The 16,817-nt window shown below is 66.5% G+C and carries 13 protein-coding genes; 7 read left to right on the top strand and 6 right to left on the bottom strand.

From position 1 onward, the window contains the following. Positions 1-47 precede the first annotated feature (47 nt). The gene (locus tag ACFQU0_RS03285) at positions 48-1,049 is read right to left on the bottom strand and encodes a cache domain-containing protein (protein WP_382198687.1); all 1,002 of its coding nucleotides are present in this window, start codon (positions 1,047-1,049) and stop codon (positions 48-50) included. Positions 1,050-1,153: 104 nt separating this feature from the next. On the opposite strand from ACFQU0_RS03285, the gene ACFQU0_RS03280 reads away from it, so the two are divergent. After that, positions 1,154-5,860, top strand: coding sequence for a PAS-domain containing protein (locus ACFQU0_RS03280; RefSeq protein WP_382198686.1), 4,707 nt, complete (start codon positions 1,154-1,156; stop codon positions 5,858-5,860). On the opposite strand, the gene ACFQU0_RS03275 is transcribed toward ACFQU0_RS03280, so the two are convergent. Together ACFQU0_RS03275 and ACFQU0_RS03270 are read right to left on the bottom strand one after the other, a co-directional pair. After that, complete coding sequence (locus ACFQU0_RS03275) at positions 5,842-6,798, bottom strand: diguanylate cyclase domain-containing protein (protein ID WP_382198685.1); 957 nt, start codon at positions 6,796-6,798, stop codon at positions 5,842-5,844. The genes ACFQU0_RS03280 and ACFQU0_RS03275 overlap by 19 nt on opposite strands. Before the next feature lie 76 nt (positions 6,799-6,874). Next, entirely contained in the window at positions 6,875-8,002 is a 1,128-nt protein-coding gene (locus tag ACFQU0_RS03270) for a PQQ-dependent sugar dehydrogenase (RefSeq protein WP_382198684.1), read from the bottom strand. A 160-nt stretch (positions 8,003-8,162) separates the two neighbouring features. Here ACFQU0_RS03270 and ACFQU0_RS03265 point away from each other — a divergent pair, with 160 nt between their 5' ends. The 3 genes from ACFQU0_RS03265 to ACFQU0_RS03255 are packed head-to-tail and all read left to right on the top strand — an operon-like array spanning position 8,163 to position 10,756. Beyond that, complete coding sequence (locus ACFQU0_RS03265; RefSeq protein ID WP_382198683.1) at positions 8,163-9,050, top strand: DMT family transporter; 888 nt, start codon at positions 8,163-8,165, stop codon at positions 9,048-9,050. Between the two features lie 27 nt (positions 9,051-9,077). Beyond that, a complete protein-coding gene (locus ACFQU0_RS03260; RefSeq protein WP_382198682.1) occupies positions 9,078-9,881 on the top strand; it encodes an SDR family oxidoreductase in 804 nt (267 codons plus the stop codon). Positions 9,882-9,895: 14 nt separating this feature from the next. Continuing rightward, positions 9,896-10,756, top strand: coding sequence for an alpha/beta hydrolase (locus ACFQU0_RS03255; RefSeq protein WP_382198681.1), 861 nt, complete (start codon positions 9,896-9,898; stop codon positions 10,754-10,756). Positions 10,757-10,760: 4 nt separating this feature from the next. On the opposite strand, the gene ACFQU0_RS03250 is transcribed toward ACFQU0_RS03255, so the two are convergent. Further along, entirely contained in the window at positions 10,761-11,675 is a 915-nt protein-coding gene (locus ACFQU0_RS03250; protein WP_382198680.1) for a LysR family transcriptional regulator, read from the bottom strand. A 123-nt stretch (positions 11,676-11,798) separates the two neighbouring features. Between ACFQU0_RS03250 and ACFQU0_RS03245 the strand changes: the two genes are divergently transcribed. From ACFQU0_RS03245 to ACFQU0_RS03235, 3 genes are read left to right on the top strand one after another with little or no spacing between them, the layout of a single operon-like run. After that, complete coding sequence (locus ACFQU0_RS03245; RefSeq protein WP_382198679.1) at positions 11,799-13,544, top strand: alkaline phosphatase family protein; 1,746 nt, start codon at positions 11,799-11,801, stop codon at positions 13,542-13,544. After that, positions 13,537-14,010: a cupin domain-containing protein gene (locus ACFQU0_RS03240; protein WP_382198678.1), complete on the top strand. Its 474-nt coding sequence runs from the start codon at positions 13,537-13,539 to the stop codon at positions 14,008-14,010. The genes ACFQU0_RS03245 and ACFQU0_RS03240 overlap by 8 nt, the downstream gene beginning before the upstream one ends. Before the next feature lie 10 nt (positions 14,011-14,020). Beyond that, entirely contained in the window at positions 14,021-14,995 is a 975-nt protein-coding gene (locus ACFQU0_RS03235; protein WP_382198677.1) for a Bug family tripartite tricarboxylate transporter substrate binding protein, read from the top strand. Between the two features lie 13 nt (positions 14,996-15,008). Here the strand turns inward: ACFQU0_RS03235 and ACFQU0_RS03230 are convergent, their stop codons facing one another. After that, positions 15,009-15,920, bottom strand: a complete 912-nt coding sequence (locus ACFQU0_RS03230; protein WP_382198676.1) for a DMT family transporter — start codon at positions 15,918-15,920, stop codon at positions 15,009-15,011. Positions 15,921-16,067: 147 nt separating this feature from the next. Next, positions 16,068-16,745, bottom strand: a complete 678-nt coding sequence (locus ACFQU0_RS03225; protein WP_382198675.1) for a hypothetical protein — start codon at positions 16,743-16,745, stop codon at positions 16,068-16,070. Between the last annotated feature and the right edge of the window lie 72 nt (positions 16,746-16,817).

Raw genomic sequence — 16,817 nt, 5'->3', positions numbered from 1 at the left:
CAGCAGTTCTACAGTCTGGCAATCTGAGGTCGACGCCATCCACTGATTCAGCACGCCCCTCCTCGGCTAATGCGACACAACCTCAGGTCGCCGTCGCCCGAGGCCACGTCCTGCATGGCCTTTTCCAGTCGGCCCAGGCCGGCCACGGCGGTGGCCACCACCGCAGCGGCCACCAGCACGCTGATGACCGCCACCACCACGCCGCCCAGCAAGGCATTCACCAGCAACTGCCGAAGCCCGGCCAGCGCCTCACCCCGGTGCAGCGCCACCACCAGCACCCAGTCGGTGCCCGCAATGGGCGTGGCCAGCAACAGGCTGTCGGTGCCCTGGATGTCCATGCGCGTGAGCTGCCGGCTGTCCACCATGGCGCCCACACCCGCCGCGTTCAGGCCGGGTGCCAGGGCGGTGGCATCCTTGAGCACCAGGTCAAGCGTCTCGTGCACCAGCACCTTGCCGCCGCGCGAGACGATGAAGGCGTTGCTCGACGGTGTGGGGTGGATGGCCGTGACACTGCTGGCCACCACGTCCATGAACACATCGCCTGCCGCCACGGCGGCGGTCTGTGCCCCGTTTTTCACCGCCAGCGCAAAGGTCATCACCAGCTTCTTGCTGCCGGCGTCCACATAAGGCTCGGTCAGCGCCACCCCTTGTGTGGCCGACGCCTGTGTGTACCAAGGCCGTGCGGTCGGGTCCCAGTCGGGCGGCAGGTTCTGTGGGCTGGAGAAGGTGGCCTTCTTGCTCGCGTAGCCGATGTAGGTGGTGTCAAACCCGCCACTGCGCACGCCCTGGGTGAGCGCCGGCAGCGGGTCTTCCACCGCCGTGGCCGGCGCCAGCGCCGCCACCACCGCCGCCCGGGTCTTGACCCATTCGGCGATGCCCGCCGCTCGCGCTTCTGCCAGCGCCTGGGTGCTCTGTGTCAGCGTGGCCATGGCCGAGCTGCGCACCGTGAAGAAGTTGAAGGCCGAGACGACCGCGACACTGAGCACCACCAGCACCGCGGTGGTCACGATCAGACGCAACTTCAACGACAGCTTGGCGAAGGCGTTCATGGCGGGCCTTTCTGTGGCTAGGATAGAAACATTATGTCAATCATTGTCAAATTTCAACACACTCCCCGACAAACTTTGATCGGGGTTTCAACGCGGGCACCACGATGACCCGCCCCACCCGCTGGCGTGGCGCCTGGCCCCAGGCACTGGTGGCGGTGATGGGCGTTGTGATCAGCCTGGTGGTGGCTGCCTCGGTGGCCAGCTACAACCGGCAGCAGTCGCAGGAGCGGTTCGAGCGCCATGCCGAGCGCATCGACAAGGAGGTACGCCAGCGCTTCCGGCTGCCCTTGTTCGCGCTGCAAGGCGCCGCTGGCCTGCACGCGGGCAGCGGTGAGCTGCGGCTGTCGGAGTTCCGCGCCTTCATCGCGGCGCTCAATCTTGAGCAGTCGTTTGCCGGCATCCGGGGGCTGGGCCTGATCGAGCGTGTGCCCCTGGCCGACGTGACCGGGTACGAGGCCCGCGTGAGCGCGCAGGACGGCCCCGGTTTTACCGTCCACGAACTCGCGCCCAGCGCCTTGCCAGAGCGCTACGTCATCCGCTACGTGGAGCCGCTGCGCGACAACCTCTCTGCCCGGGGGCTGGACGTGGGCAGCGAGGCACTGCGTCGCGAAGCCATCGAGCGCGCGATCGACAGCGGCCAGCCCACCCTGACCCAGCCCGTGGTGCTGGTGCAGGACGGCCGCCGCAGCCCGGGCTTTCTGATGTACCACCCGGTCTACCGCCCGGTCAACGGCAAAGCCCCCGACAGCCCCGCCGAAAGGCGGGCCCAGCTGGACGGTGTGTTCTACGCGCCCATCATCGCGTCCGAACTGCTGGGCGACGTGGCCGCCCTGGCCGACGGGCTGGTGGACTTCGAGCTGTTTGCAGGGCAGCGCACGGACGACCTGCAACGCCTGGTGTACGACAGCGACCACCACCTCAGCAACCCGGACGCTGCGCCCGCCGGCGGGCGGGCCTTTCACCTCACCCGTCCACTGAACCTGCTGGGCCAGCCCTACCTGCTGCAGGTCAGCAGCACGGCCGCGTTCGACGCCACATCAGGCGGCGCGGTGGCACCGCTGGCGCTCGCGGCCGGTCTGCTCATCAGCGCCTTGTTGACCTACCTGGTGCGCGTGGTCACGCTGGGGCGCGAACGGGCCGAACAACTGGCCGCACGCATGACGCTGGACCTGGACCGGCTGGCCAAGGTGGCGCAGCGCACCTCCAACGCCGTGGTGATCACCGACGTGGCGCGGCGCATCGTGTGGGTCAACGAAGGTTTTGAGCGCCTCACCGGCCACAGCGCGCAGGATGCCCTGGGCCACCTGCCCGGCGAGCTGCTGCAACTCGACCACAGCGACCCCGGCCTGCTGCGGCGCATGCGCACGGCCCTGACGGATGCGCAGTCTTTCCAGGGCGATCTGCTGACCCTGCGCGATGGCAACAAGCACTGGCTGCAGGTGGAGATACAGCCCTTGCGCCAACCCGACGGCAGCCTCAACGGTTTCATGGCGATCGCCGCCGACATCACGGCCCAGAAGCAGGCGGAACAGGCCTTGCGTGACTTCAACGAACGCATGGCGCTGGCCGCCGACAGCGCCGGCCTGGGGGTGTGGGAAATCGACATGGTCAGCGGCCAGCGCATTTGGGACACGCAGATGTACCGCATGTTTGGTGTGGCGCCCGACAGCCCGCAGGCCGAACCCCTGAGCATCTGGCGCCGCTGCCTGCACCCTGAAGACCGCGAGCGCGTCAATCGCTCGCTGGTCAACGCCCTGGCCGGCGGGGCGCCCTTTCAGGCCGAATTCCGCATCGTGCGCGACGACCACAGCGTGCGCCACCTGCGCGGGGCCGCCCACGTGGTGCGCGATGCCGACGGCCGCGCGCTGCGCATGATCGGTCTCAACCACGATGTGACCGAACAACGCCAACTGGAGCAGGAACTGCGCGACCAGAACGCGCTGATGCGCAACATCCTGGAAGCCCTGCCCTGTGGCATGAGCGTGTTCAACCACAAGCTCGATCTGGTCGCATCCAACGCCGAGTACAAGCGGCTGCTGGGCTTTCCCGACACCTTGTTCGAACGCCAGCCGCCGCGTTTTGAAGACTTCATCCGCTACAACGCCGAACGCGGCGAGTACGGCAACGGCGACGTGGAGGCAACGGTGGCCGACATCGTGGCGCGTGCGCGCGGCGAAGCGCGCCCGCACCGGTTCGAGCGTGTGCGCCCCGGCGGCATCCCGCTGGAAATCCAGGGTGCGCCCATGCCCGGCGGCGGTTTTGTCACCACCTACGTGGACATCACCGAACGCAAACAGGCCGAGTTGGCCATCGCACAGAAAGAGGCCTTGCTGCGCGGCGCCATCGACACCGTCAACGAAGCTTTTGTGTTGTACGACCCCGACGACCGGCTGGTGTTCTGCAACGAAAAATACCGCGACCTGTACGCCGCCTCGGCCGACCTGATCGTGCCCGGCGCACGCTTTGAAGACATCATCCGCAAGGGTGCCGAACGCGGCCAGTACGCCCAGGCCATGGGCCGCATCGACGACTGGGTGGCCGAACGCTTGGCACACCACCGTGCCGCCAACACCTCACTGGTGCAGCACCTTGACGACGGGCGGGTGGTGCGCGTCATCGAACGCCGCATGGCCGACGGCCACACGGTGGGCTTTCGCATCGACATCACCGACCTGGTGCGCGCCACCGAGGCGGCCGAGGCGGCCTCGCGTTCCAAGAGCCAGTTCCTGGCCAACATGAGCCACGAAATCCGCACCCCCATGAACGCGGTGCTGGGCATGTTGGCGCTGTTGCGGCGCAGCGCCCTCAACGCGCGCCAAGCCGACCACGCAGCCAAGGCCGAAGGGGCGGCGCGCTCGCTGCTCAACCTGCTCAATGACATCCTGGACTTCTCCAAGGTGGAGGCCGGCAAGATGACGCTGGAAGCCCAGCCGTTCGAGGTCGAAACCCTGCTGCGCGACCTGGGTTTGGTGCTGGCCATGAACGCCGCCGGCAAACCGGTGACGGTGCTCTACGACATCGACCCGGCCCTGCCGCCCGTGCTGGTGGGCGACGCGCTGCGCCTGCAGCAGGTGCTGGTGAACCTGGGGGGCAACGCGGTGAAATTCACGCTCCACGGCGAGGTGGTGATTTCGATGCGACTGGCCGCCATTCACCAGGGCGTGGCCCAGGTGGACGTGGCCGTTCGCGACACCGGCATCGGCATCGCGCCTGAAAACCAGCGCAAGATCTTCAGCGGCTTCACCCAGGCCGAAGCGGACACCACGCGCCGCTTCGGTGGCACCGGGCTGGGCCTGGCCATCAGCCAGCGGCTGGTGGCCCTGCTGGGCGGTGAATTGTGTCTGGACAGCACGCCGGGCCAAGGCAGCCGCTTTCACTTCCAGCTGGCGCTGGCCCTGCCCACCGAAGCGGCGCCGCCGGTGGCGGCTCGGCGGCCACTCTCAGGCCGGGTGCTGGTGATCGACAGCCATCCCGTGGCACGCGAGCTGCTGGCGCACATGCTGTCGGGCCTCGGCGCCCAGGCCGAGACGGTGGGCCACGGTCAGGGCGCGCTGGACCGGCTGGCCCAGGGCGAGCGATTTGAGGCCTTGCTGGTGTCGGCCACACTGCCCGACATGGACGCCACCGCCCTGTGCCACGCTGTGCGGCAACATGGCCCCGCGCCGGGGCCACGCTGTTGGGTGTTCACCGACCACGGGCACGAGCCGCCAGCGGGCGAGGACGGTGCCATTGCCGGCTGGTTGACCCAACCCGTGACACCCGGCACCTTGTGCGAGGCCCTGCGGGCGACCCGAACGCCCTGGCTGGCACACAGCCACGCCACCTCTCGGTTGCAGGGGCTGCGGCTGCTGCTGGCAGAGGACAACCCCATCAACCAGCAGGTGGCACGCGAACTGCTGGAAAGCGAAGGCGCGCTGGTGACGGTGGTGGACAACGGCGCACTGGCGGTGCAGGCCGTGGGCCAGCCCGGCACCCGTTGGGACGCGGTGCTGATGGACCTGCAAATGCCGGTGATGGATGGGCTGAGCGCCACCCGCCAGATCCGCCAAACCCATGCGGCGCACGCGCTGCCGGTGGTGGCCATGACGGCCAATGCCACCTCGGCCGACCGCCAGGCCTGCCTGGACGCGGGCATGAACGAACACGTCGGCAAGCCTTTCGTGCTCGACCAGTTGGTGTCCGTGTTGCTGGCCGTCACCGGCGGCGACAGGGTGGCCGCAGCGCCGCCGCCCGCCGCTGCGCCACCGGCCACCCACCAGGCGCCGGCCCACATCGACGCCGATGCCGCAATCGCCCGGCTGGGCGGCCGCGCGGATGTGTACCAACGCATGTTGCAGGCTTTTGTGGCCGACAGCCCGGCCAGCATCGCGGCATTGCAAGCCGCCTGGGAAGCCGGTGACGCGCCCGCGATGCAGCGTCAATTGCACACACTCAAGGGACTCGCGGCCACGCTGGGGCTGAACACCTTGGCGCACACAGCGGCCGCAGCAGAGCGCGAACCCAACACCACGGCCGACGTGTTGACAGCGTGGCGCGAGACACAAGCCCAAGCCGACGCGGCGGCGCGTGGTCTGGCTTTGCCAGCGCCAGCCCCCATGGCGGCAGCGTCAGACAGCGCGGCCTGGCGCGACGCGTTGCGGCACCTGTTGACGCTGTTGCGCAGTTCGGACATGGGTGCCACCGACGCCGTCGAACGCCTGGCGGCACAGATGCCCGTCCAGCACAGGGCCGCTTTGGCCGAGCTGCAAGCGGCGGTGGCGGCGCTGGATTTCGAGCGCGCGCAAGGCCTGTGTCAGGCCTTGCTCGATTGAGGTTCGGCGCGGCCCAACGCACGCCCACGCCCGCCGTGTTTGGCACGGTACAGGGCGGCGTCGGCGTCTTGCACCAGCGACTGCTCGCCGTCTTCCAGCGGCGGTGTGGCGGTACCCACCCCCACACTGACGGTGACCACCTGGGCGGCACCCGAAAACGCGTGTGGCAGCGCCAGCTCGCGCACACACAGCTCCAGCCGGTCGGCCAGCATCAGGGCCGCGTTGTGGTCGGTTTCGGGCAGCAGGCAGGCGAACTCCTCACCGCCGTAACGCGCCACCGTGTCGCCCGGACGTTGCAGGTGGCGGGTGAGCGCCCGCACCACCTCACGCAGGGCCTGGTCGCCCGCCGGGTGCCCATAGTGGTCGTTGTAGGCCTTGAAGTGGTCCACGTCGATCATCAGCAAAGACAGCGGTGCGCCACTGCGGCGCGCACGCGACCACTCCATGGCCAGGCGCTGGTCAAAGTAGCGCCGGTTGTAGCTGTTGGTCAGCGGGTCCACAAACACCATGTCGCGCAGCAGGTCCGACTGGAATTTGAGCATCAGGTGCGTCTTGACCCGCGAGCGCACCACACGCGGGTTGATGGGCTTGGAGATGTAGTCCACGCCGCCGGCTTCCAGGCAGCGCGATTCGACGTCGTCGCTGGTGTGGCCGGTGACAAAAATCACGGGCAACTCGCGCGTCACCGGATCGGCCTTGAGCTGCTGCAACACCGCGAAGCCGTCCATGCCGGGCATTTCCACGTCCAGCAACACCAAATCGGGCAAACGTTCGTGGCACAGGCGCAGCGCGGCCTCGCCGCTGGTGGCCATCAGCACCTGGCAGTCGGGCGCCAGGGCGCGGTACAGCACCTGGATCTGGATGGCCTGGTCGTCCACCACCAGCAGGCGAGGCTGGCGAGGCAAACCGGCCAGAAAGTCGCTTGTCTCCGGTTTCATGGCGGTGCGTGTGGGGTGTTTTATTGAATGCAACGGGGCGAGGACAACCCCAGACCCGCATTGTGCACGCCTGCGCTCAGCCGGGCGGCAGCACGCGGATCAGGCGCCCTTCGCGCTCGTCGGTGAGCAGGTACAACAGGCCGTCCGGCCCCTCCTTCACGTCGCGCACCCGTTGGCCCAGGTCAGACAACAGCCTGTGTTCGCGCAACACCCGGGGTTGTGGACCGGCCATGTCCAGCTCCAGCCGGGCCAGATAGCGGAACTTGAGCGAGGCGACAAACAACTGGCCCTGCCAGTCGCTGCCGTAGCGCTTGCTGCGCAGAAAAACCATGCCGGCCGGCGCAATCGACGGCGTCCACTGGTGCAGCGGCTGCTCCATGCCGGCTTGGTGGGTGAGGCCTTCGCCGATCTTGCCGCCGCCGTAGTTCTCGCCGTAGGTGATGACGGGCCAGCCGTAGTTTTTGCCCGCCTCGGGGCGGTTGATTTCGTCGCCACCCTGTGGGCCGTGTTCACCCACCCACAGGCGGTTGTCCGGCCCCCAGGTCGCACCTTGTGGGTTGCGGTGGCCCCAGCTCCAAATTTCGGGCAAGGCGCCGGCACGCCCCATCAGCGGGTTGCCCGGCGCGGCGCCGCCCTGCTTGCGCAGGCGCACCACCTTGCCGTGGTGGTTGTCCAGCGTCTGGGCATCGGCCATGCGGTGGAAGCGATCGCCCAAGGCCAAAAACAGAAAACCGTCGGGCGACTCGACGATGCGGCAACCAAAGTGCAAGCGGCTGGCCACCTTGGGGCGCTGGCTGAACAACACCTGCCATTGCTCCAGCCGGCGCCCATCGTCGGACAGCCGCGCGCTGCCCAGCGCGGTGGAATTGCCGCTGCCATCGGCCGCGGGCTCGGCGTAGCACAGGTACACGCGGCGGTTTTGGGCAAAGGCGCTGTCGGCCACCACGTCGAGCAAGCCCCCCTGCCCGCCCGCTTCGATGGCGGGCAGACCGGCGATGGGTGCCCCCACCTCGCCCGTGGGTGACACCCAGCGCAGCCGTCCGGGGCGTTCGGTCACCAGCACACCGCCGTCCACAAAGGCCATGCCCCAGGGGTTTTGCAGCCCGGTGGCCACCACCTCGGGGCGCACCGCCTGGGCCTGCGCGGCCCACGCCAAGGCCCACCCCAACACGATTCCCATGAGTTGCCGCTTGCTGTTCCACATGGCCATCTCCTGACGCAAAAAACCATTGTGAACGATGGCCCTCATCGCCATCGGCGATGGGCCCACACCCGCTGGGAGCAAGAGGCCTGTGCTAGTCTCAAACGCTGCTTTTGTTGTACTGCGGCCCGCCACGCGAGCCCGCTCTGTTCGTGACCCCTTCGTGACCTCTTCGCGCTCCCTCACCACCGGCTTGCTGCTCGCCAGCGCGGGCTCCATTGCCTTCAGCGGCAAAGCCATCATCGTCAAGCTCGCCTACCGGCACGGCGTGGACGCGGTCACGCTCATCATGTACCGCATGTTGTTCGCGCTGCCGCTGTTTGTGGCCATGGCCTGGTGGGCCAGCCGCGGGCAACCGGCGCTGAGCACACGCGACCGCTGGGGCATCCTGGGCCTGGGCTTCAGCGGCTACTACCTGGCCAGCTTCCTCGATTTCTGGGGCCTGCAGTACATCAGCGCCAGCCTGGAGCGGCTCATCCTTTACCTCAACCCCACGCTGGTGTTGGTGCTGGGCTGGCTCATGTACGGGCGGCGCATCACGCTGCGCCAAGGCACGGCCATGGCCATGAGCTACGCTGGCGTGGTGCTGGTGCTGGGGCACGAGGTGCAGTTTCAGGGCGGCTGGGGGGCCTTGGGCGCGTTGCTGGTGTTTGGCAGTGCGCTGAGCTATGCCGTGTACCTCGTCTACAGCGGCGAGATGGTCAAGCGCCTGGGTTCGCTGCGTCTGGTGGGCCTGGCCTCCACCGTCGCGTGCGTGTTGTGCATCCTGCAATTCGTGTTGCTGCGCCCGCTGGACGCGGCGCTGGTCGCGCCCCCCGTGATCTGGCTGTCGGTGCTCAACGCGGTGGCCTGCACCGTCACACCGGTGCTGCTGGTGATGATGGCCATCGAACGCATCGGCGCGGGCCTGACCGCCCAGACTGGCATGATCGGCCCGCTGTCCACCATCGCCATGGGCGTGGTCTTGCTGGACGAACCTTTCAATGCGTGGATCATCGCCGGCACGGTGCTGGTGATGGGCGGTGTGGTGCTGGTCACCCGCGCGCGCTGACCTTTTCAACTTTCAGGAGTAGCACACATGGACTTGGGCATTGCAGGCAAATGGGCGCTGGTGGGCGGTGCGAGCAAAGGTTTGGGCTGGGGCTGTGCCGCCGCCCTGGTGCAAGAGGGCGTGAACGTGGTGATGGTGGCACGCGGGGCGGATGCCTTGAACGCCGCCGCCGCAGGGCTGCGCGCGCAGGCCACGCGCCCCGGCCAGCAGGTGCTGGCGGTGGCCGCCGACATCACCAAGCCCGAGGGTCGTGAGGCCGCCTTCACCGTGGCCGGTGGCCCGGGGCGCGACTTCGACATCGTGGTGACCAACGCCGGTGGCCCGCCGCCCGGTGACTTCCGCAGCTGGGAACGCGAGGCCTGGATCGCCGCGCTGGACGCCAACATGCTCACCCCCATCGAACTCATCAAGGCCACGGTGGACGGCATGGCTGCGCGCGGCTTCGGTCGTATCGTCAACATCACGTCCAGCGCGGTCAAGGCGCCCATCGACATCCTGGGCCTGAGCAACGGCGCGCGCACCGGCCTCACCGGTTTTGTGGCCGGTCTCTCGCGCAGCGGCATCGCCGCACAAGGCGTGACCATCAACAACCTGCTGCCCGGCGCCTTCGACACCGACCGCCTCAAGGGCACCATGAAAGGCGCGGCCGACAAAACCGGCCAACCCATCGAAGCCATCATGGACGCGCGCCGCAAAACCATCCCCGCCAAACGTTTCGGCAACGCCGAGGAATTTGGCGCCATCTGCGCCTTTCTGTGCAGCCAGCAGGCCGGCTACATCACGGGGCAGAACGTGCTGGCCGACGGTGGTGCCTACCCCGGCACCTTCTGACGCCGGAGGCCCGCATGGACGACCACCAATTTCAGTATGTCGAAGGTCAGGCCCGGCCGGGTTTTCCTGCGCTGCTCGCGCAGTTCCAGGCCCACAGCGATGGCGCTGCCGCGCAAGCCACGGCCGAACTCGACCTGCCCTATGGCCCACACCCGCGCCAGCGTTTTGATTTTTTCCCTGCGCCCGCCGCCCCCCAGGGCGTGATGCTGTACCTGCATGCGGGCTACTGGCAGTCGCGCGACAAGTCGCTGTTCCGCTTTCTGGCTCCGGCCTTCCAGGCCCGGGGTTTCCACGTCGCACTGGCCAACTACCCGCTGTGTCCCGATGTGACACTCGATGAACTCGTGAAAGCGGTGGCGCCCAGCGTCGCGGCGGTGGCCGCGCATGCGCGCCAGCGCGGCGGCGCTGACCTGCCCCTGGTCGTCGCTGGCCATTCAGCGGGCGCCCACCTGGCCAGCGTGCTGGGACTGGCACAAGGCGACCTGCCCCGCCACGACCCAGCCAAGGTCGATGGGGTGTGGGCCATCAGCGGCATTTACGACCTCGCGCCCCTCGTCGGCACCACCCTGAACCAAAAGCTGCGCCTGGACGCCGAAACGTCGCATCGCCTGTCGCCATTGCTGACGCCGACCGCCGCGCCCGTGCCCGCCGTGTGGCTGGTGGGCGGGGCGGAAACACCGGCCTTCCTGGCGCAGAACGCCGACATGCACCAACGCTGGCAAGGCCAAGGTGGCAGCGCAGGCGCCTGGAGCGCCTGCGTCCAAGCACCCGATGCCGATCACTTCACGGTGCTGCAAGACTGGGCCGCGCTGCGCGGTCCGCTGGCCGACACCTTCGAGCGTTGGTGGGCGCAGGTGCAAGACCAGGCACGCTGAAACCTCACGTGTTGTTTCGCTCGCGGCGCAAGGCCTTGGCCTCTTGCTCAAAGCCATCCTTGAGCCGTTGGGTCGGCAAGGTCAGCGGCGCATCGGTGCGGCAAAACAGGTGGATGGTGGTCTGGGGCAAGGCATCCGCGATGGGCAAAGCCACCAAGCCGTTGCGGGGTCCGTGGCTGTCAAAAAATCGCTTGGGCATCAGCGCCACGGCGTCCATGCCCGGCAACACCGCGAGCAAGGTGGAGAAGGACTCGCACTCCAACATCACACGCGGCGGTGACAGGCCCAGGGCCTCCAGCCCCAAATGCACCGGGTCGCCCGGCCCGTGCAGCGGCCCCGTCAGCACCCAGCTCGCGCTCTCCAGATCGACCAGCCGGCGGCTCTTGGCCAGGGGGTGCCCAGCGCGGGCGGCGATCACCTCCGGGCTGTCGGTCAGGGGCAACACCGCCAGATCGGGCCCCAGACCTGTGGCCGGCAACGGGCCCAGCGCCAGGTCCAGCTCACCCGAGCGCAATTGCAACAAGGCCTTGGGATAGAGCGCGTCCACCAGGCGCACGCGCACCTGCGGCCAGCGGCTCTGAAAACGCGCCACCACACGCGGCGCCAGCATCAGCGCGGCAGCGGGTGACACGCCCACCGTGACCGTGGCCTGGGCGTGTTGGGTGTGCCAGGTCACCTCCTCGCGGGCACGTTCGATTTCGCGCACCACGGTGGCCGCGCGGGCGGCCAGCAGCTCGCCGGCCGGTGCCAGGTGCACGCCCTTGGGCGTGCGCACCACCAGCGCCGTGCCGAACTCCTCTTCCAGCTGCTTGAGCGCCTTGGTGAGCGCCGGCTGGGTGACGTTGAGCGTTTGCGCCGAGGCCCGCAGGCTGCCGGTCTGGGCCAGGGTCAGGAGCAGGTGCAGGTGTTGCAGTCGCATCGTTGGAGGGTTCGTCGGGGTGATAACCCATGGTAATCGACCTGAGAAAAAACGATTGGATGGACGGAACAACGCGGCCTAGCATGACCCCATCAAAAGGCCATCCATCCCGAGGAACCCGGCATGAAGTCCCCCGTCAAGAACATCCTCTTCATCATGTGCGATCAGCTGCGCGCCGATCACCTGTCCTGCTTCGGCCACCCGCGCCTGCACACGCCCCACCTGGACCGCCTGGCCGCGCGCGGTGTGATCTTCGACCGCGCTTACGTCAACTCGCCCGTGTGTGGCCCTTCGCGCATGAGCTACTACACCGGCCGCTACGTGCACTCGCACGGTGCGAGCTGGAACTTCGTGCCACTCAAGGCCGGCGAGATGACGATTGGCGACCACCTGCGCCCGCTGGGCGTGCAATCGGTCCTGGTGGGCAAAACCCACATGCGGGCCGACCTGGCCGGCATGTCGCGCCTGGGCATCGACCCGCAGTCGCAGATCGGCGTGCGCATTGCCGAATGTGGCTTCGACCCTTACGAGCGCGACGACGGCATCCACCCCTACTCCGGCCACGACCCCGACCCCAGCTACAGCGACTACCTGCGGCGCAACGGCTTCGACGGCGACAACCCCTGGGAGACCTGGGCCAACGCCACCGAAGACGAAGACGGCACGCTGCGCTCGGGCTGGTTCCTCAAATACAGCAACCGCCCGGCCCGCATCCCCGACGAACACTCGGAGACGCCCTACATCACGCGCCGGGCGATGGACTTCATCCGCGAGGCCGGCGAGCAGCCCTGGTGCCTGCACCTGTCCTACATCAAGCCACACTGGCCGTACATCGTGCCCGAGCCCTACGCCAGCATGTACACCGCCGACGACGCGCTGCCGGTGGTGCGCAGCGAGGCCGAGCGCGACAACCCGCACCCGGTGTACGCGGCCATGATGGACCACCGCGTGTCGCAAACCTTCTCGCGCGACGGCGTGCGCGAGGCAGTGATGCCCGGCTACATGGGCCTGATCAAGCAGATCGACGACCAGATGGGCGTGTTGTTCCAGTTCCTGGAAGACCAAGGGCTGATGGACAAGACCATGATCGTCTTCACCGCCGACCACGGCGACTACCTGGGCGACCACTGGATGGGCGAGAAGGACCTGTTCCATGAGCCGGTCATCAAGGCGCCGCTGATCGTCTACGACCCCGACCCACGTGCCGACACCACGCGCGGCACGCGTTGCCAGGCGCTGGTAGAGGCGGTGGACATCGCGCCCACCTTCCTGGACGTTTATGGCGGCCCGGCCGTCCCGCACGTCATGGACGGGCGTTCGCTGCGCCCACTGCTGTTTGGGCAAACGCCGGCCGACTGGCGCACCGCAGTGGTGTGCGAGTACGACTTCTCGTTCCAGGATTCACGCATCGCCCTGGCCACCCAACCGCGCGACGCCTGGATGCGCATGGTGCGCGACGAGCGCTGGAAGTACGTGTTGTTCGAGAACTTCCGGCCCATGCTGTTTGACCTCGTGAACGATCCCAACGAATTCCACGACCTGGGCGCCTCCACCGCACCCGAGCACGTGGCAGCAAAAGAGCGATTGCACGAGGCCCTGTTCCGCTGGGCCCGCCAGCCACGCCAGCGCGTGACTGTGCCCGACGGCGCCATCGAGTCCATCGAGGTGCAGGCCCGCATCACCGAAGGCGGCATCCTGATCGGCTACTGGGACGAGGACGACCTGGCACAAGCCCGCCAGCAGTTCAAGCCCCGTTTTGCCTCGCACAACCCCCTGGTCAAGCCCACGCTGGACCGCCTGACGCACCCGGAAACACGACCCTCAACACCGCCCGCCACACAGCCCGAAGGAACCACCCAAGATGCGTGAAACGCCCGACATCACCCGCAAGAACCAGAGCCTGGACAGCGTGTCCTGGAACATCCTGGGCCAGGTCTACACGCCCAAGCAGATGACCGACGACAGCTTCTCATGGCACGCCACCTTCCCCGAGGAGACCTTTGTGCCGCCACACGTGCACCCGCACCAGGACGAGTACATCTACGTGCTCGAAGGCCGCATCGACCTGATCCTGGACGGCAAGACCACCTCGGCCTCGGCCGGCGATCTGGTGCGCATGCCACGCGGCATCCCACACGCCTTCTTCAACAACTCCGGCGAGCCAGCCCAGGCGCTGTTCTGGGCCGCCCCGGCGGGCAAGCTGGTGGATCTTTACCGCCGCATCCACAACATGTCCAGCCCGGCCGAGGTGGTGAAGGTGGCGCGTGAATACGATGTCGTCTTCATGCCACCCATCTCGTCGGCCGCCGACACTCCCGTCCCCGCTCACATTTGAGGATGCCACCATGATCCAACGCAGACATCTGATGGGGGCACTGGCCGCGTCACCTTGGTGGGGTGCCCTGCCCGCTTCGGCTCAGACCTACCCCGACCGGCCGATCAAGATCATCGTGCCGCTGCCGCCGGGCAGCCCGCCCGATGTGCTCGCCCGGCTGGTAGCCGATGGGCTGTCCAAACTCTGGAAACAGGCGGTGGTGGTGGACAACCGGCCAGGCGCCACGGGCATGATCGGCATGCAGGCACTGGCCCGCTCCGCGCCCGATGGCTACACCATGGGCATCCTCTTTCTCACCCACACCGTGTTGCCCGAACTAATGGGCCCGTTGCCCTACGACACGGCCAACGACCTGGCACCTGTGGCCAACCTCGTGTGGCTCTACAACGTGCTGGTCGTGCCCTCGGCTTCGTCCATTCAGTCGCTCAAGGACCTCACCGACCGCGCACGCACCCAGCCCGGCGCCGTCACTTTCGCTTCGGGCGGCAACGGCTCGCCGGCGCACCTGGTGGGCGAATCGTTTGGACAGGCCAGCAAACTGAAGATGTTGCACGTACCCTTCAAAGGGCCGGCCGAAGCGGTGACCGCCCTGCTCGGCGACCAGGTGTCCACCATGTTCGCCACCACCTCGGTGGCCGCACCCTTGGTGCGGGCGGGCAAACTGCGTGCCATCGCGGTCACCAGCCCACAGCGGCTGGCGGCCTTGCCGGGCGTACCCACGCTGGCCGAAAGTGGATTGGGCGACATCGAACTGCGCGAATGGGAGGGCCTGGTGGCCCCCGCCGGCACACCCCGCCCCATCATCGAGCAATGGAACCAGGCGCTGTTTCAGGTGCTGGCCGATCCCGCGCTGCGCAACAAGCTGGCCGATCTGGGCATGTCGGTGGCCCAGGCCAACCGGCCCGAAGAATTTTCGCAACTGGTGCGCCAAGAGCTGGTGCACTGGGGCAAGTTCGTGAAGGCCACCGGGCTGAAGCCGGGCTGAAAGCCCCCACCCCTCAACGCCGGGACGACACCACAATCCCCGCCACGATGAGTGCGAACGCCAGCGCGTGGTACGGCTTGGGCAATTCGCCCAGCACGAACGCTGACATGACGGCCGCAAACAGCGGCGCGAGGTTGCTGAAAAACGCCGCCATGGCCGGGCCGGCGCGCTGCACACCGGCACCCCAGCAGCGGTAGGCCAGCAGGGACGGCCCCACGGCCACATAAACCAGTGCGGCCACCAGCGGCCAGCCCCAATCGATGTGCGCAGGTGTGTTGCTGGGCAGCAGCCACTCACCCGCCGTGGCCACACCCGACCACACCAGGCCAAAACCGATCTGCGCCATCAGGAACGCGGCCCAGTCGCCCCGAATGGCCTCGGGCTCCTTGCGTTCGGTCAACATCCAGCTGTAGACAGCCCAGATGGCGGTGGCCAGCAACATCCAGGCATCGCCGGCCACCAGCCGGATGCGCAGCAGCTGCGCCACATCGCCCCGCGACAAGACCACCAGCACACCCGCCAGCGACAGCGCCGCGCCCAGCACCGCAGGCCGCGTGATGGGCGCCGCAAAACCGATGCGCCCCACCACCAGCATGAACAGCGGCATGCTGGCCACCACCAGCGTCACGTTGATGGGCGTGGAGGTTTGCAAGGCCAGGTACTGCAACGCGTTGTAGCAACCAACCCCCAGCAGGCCCAGCACGGCAAAACGCTTCCAGTGCGGCCACAGGCCACTGTCACGCCGCCACACCCAGTGCGCCAGCGGCAACAGCAACACAAAGGCCAGCACCCAGCGCAAAAAGTTCAGCGTGATGGGCGGCACCAGATCGTTGACCAAACGCCCCACCACCGCGTTTCCCGCCCACAGCAGGGGCGGCAGGGTCAGCAACAAGACTGTGACAGGAGAGAGGCGGGTGGCGGACATGCGGAGACTGTACCAAGCCACCCTCCTGACGATTTGATTACGGCGCCGCTTTGCACACGCCCCTTCACACAGCACGCGATTGCCCCCTTGGCAGCATGCCCACCTGCTTCAGAGAGCAAACCGTTCGACAAGTCACACAAGACTCTGTCAATCCACACTGTAAAAATGGGGGCTCTTACGTCGATCCAACTTGATTGATTGATTTACAATTTTTCCAATATCCGGTAGATCAATATTTACAAGTATCGCATCCCTCAATAGCTTATCCCGAATCTCAATCCTGTACCCATTGCACACCAGCGCCAGCACCTCACAACTATCGAAATACGCTCGAAAGCTTCCTAGATAATTGACACTTCCAGGCCGCAGGTCAACTACAGTCGTGGGAAATGTTAGAGTTTTTTTTGAAACAAAAAAATCCTTTTCCCGCCCCACATCAACCATGGCAGGCGTCGCAAGTGCATCGATCCCAGTTCCGTCACGCTGCTGTACATTGATGCTCGATATTTTATACTTCCCAGGAGGCATCTTAACCGACAAAAACGATCGTCCATACTCCTCCGAACCATATATTGAGAATTGCAAAGACACATCTCGATTTCTATAAATTCTAGTGGGCACCGCAAATGCAAATTGACCCATTTTATTATTCCCAACTGGGTCAACGGGAGCCATCTGCAAACCCCACAACACAAATCTCGACATGCTTATATCTGAAGTTTGACTCAATAATATTGTTGCCGCATCAGGATGGTCATAGACATAACGTTTTGGCGCTGCACAGCCGACCAAGAGAAAACCAAGAAAAATTACCAATATTTTCATATTAATCAAACAAACTTATAACAGAATAAGAATAGGTCAACTTTATTTTTCCTGCAATCTCCAACAATATAT

Origin of the sequence: Hydrogenophaga defluvii (assembly GCF_042665235.1) — a bacterium.
Taxonomy (GTDB): domain Bacteria; phylum Pseudomonadota; class Gammaproteobacteria; order Burkholderiales; family Burkholderiaceae_C; genus Hydrogenophaga; species Hydrogenophaga defluvii_A.
This window is presented reverse-complemented; position numbering and strand designations above follow the sequence as displayed.

Coding starts and splice junctions, on each gene's coding strand:
- ACFQU0_RS03285 (WP_382198687.1), bottom strand. CDS start 1,049: ATGAACGCCTTCGCCAAGCTGTCGTTGAAGTTGCGTCTGATCGTGACC.
- ACFQU0_RS03280 (WP_382198686.1), top strand. CDS start 1,154: ATGACCCGCCCCACCCGCTGGCGTGGCGCCTGGCCCCAGGCACTGGTG.
- ACFQU0_RS03275 (WP_382198685.1), bottom strand. CDS start 6,798: ATGAAACCGGAGACAAGCGACTTTCTGGCCGGTTTGCCTCGCCAGCCT.
- ACFQU0_RS03270 (WP_382198684.1), bottom strand. CDS start 8,002: ATGTGGAACAGCAAGCGGCAACTCATGGGAATCGTGTTGGGGTGGGCC.
- ACFQU0_RS03260 (WP_382198682.1), top strand. CDS start 9,078: ATGGACTTGGGCATTGCAGGCAAATGGGCGCTGGTGGGCGGTGCGAGC.
- ACFQU0_RS03255 (WP_382198681.1), top strand. CDS start 9,896: ATGGACGACCACCAATTTCAGTATGTCGAAGGTCAGGCCCGGCCGGGT.
- ACFQU0_RS03250 (WP_382198680.1), bottom strand. CDS start 11,675: ATGCGACTGCAACACCTGCACCTGCTCCTGACCCTGGCCCAGACCGGC.
- ACFQU0_RS03245 (WP_382198679.1), top strand. CDS start 11,799: ATGAAGTCCCCCGTCAAGAACATCCTCTTCATCATGTGCGATCAGCTG.
- ACFQU0_RS03240 (WP_382198678.1), top strand. CDS start 13,537: ATGCGTGAAACGCCCGACATCACCCGCAAGAACCAGAGCCTGGACAGC.
- ACFQU0_RS03235 (WP_382198677.1), top strand. CDS start 14,021: ATGATCCAACGCAGACATCTGATGGGGGCACTGGCCGCGTCACCTTGG.
- ACFQU0_RS03230 (WP_382198676.1), bottom strand. CDS start 15,920: ATGTCCGCCACCCGCCTCTCTCCTGTCACAGTCTTGTTGCTGACCCTG.
- ACFQU0_RS03225 (WP_382198675.1), bottom strand. CDS start 16,745: ATGAAAATATTGGTAATTTTTCTTGGTTTTCTCTTGGTCGGCTGTGCA.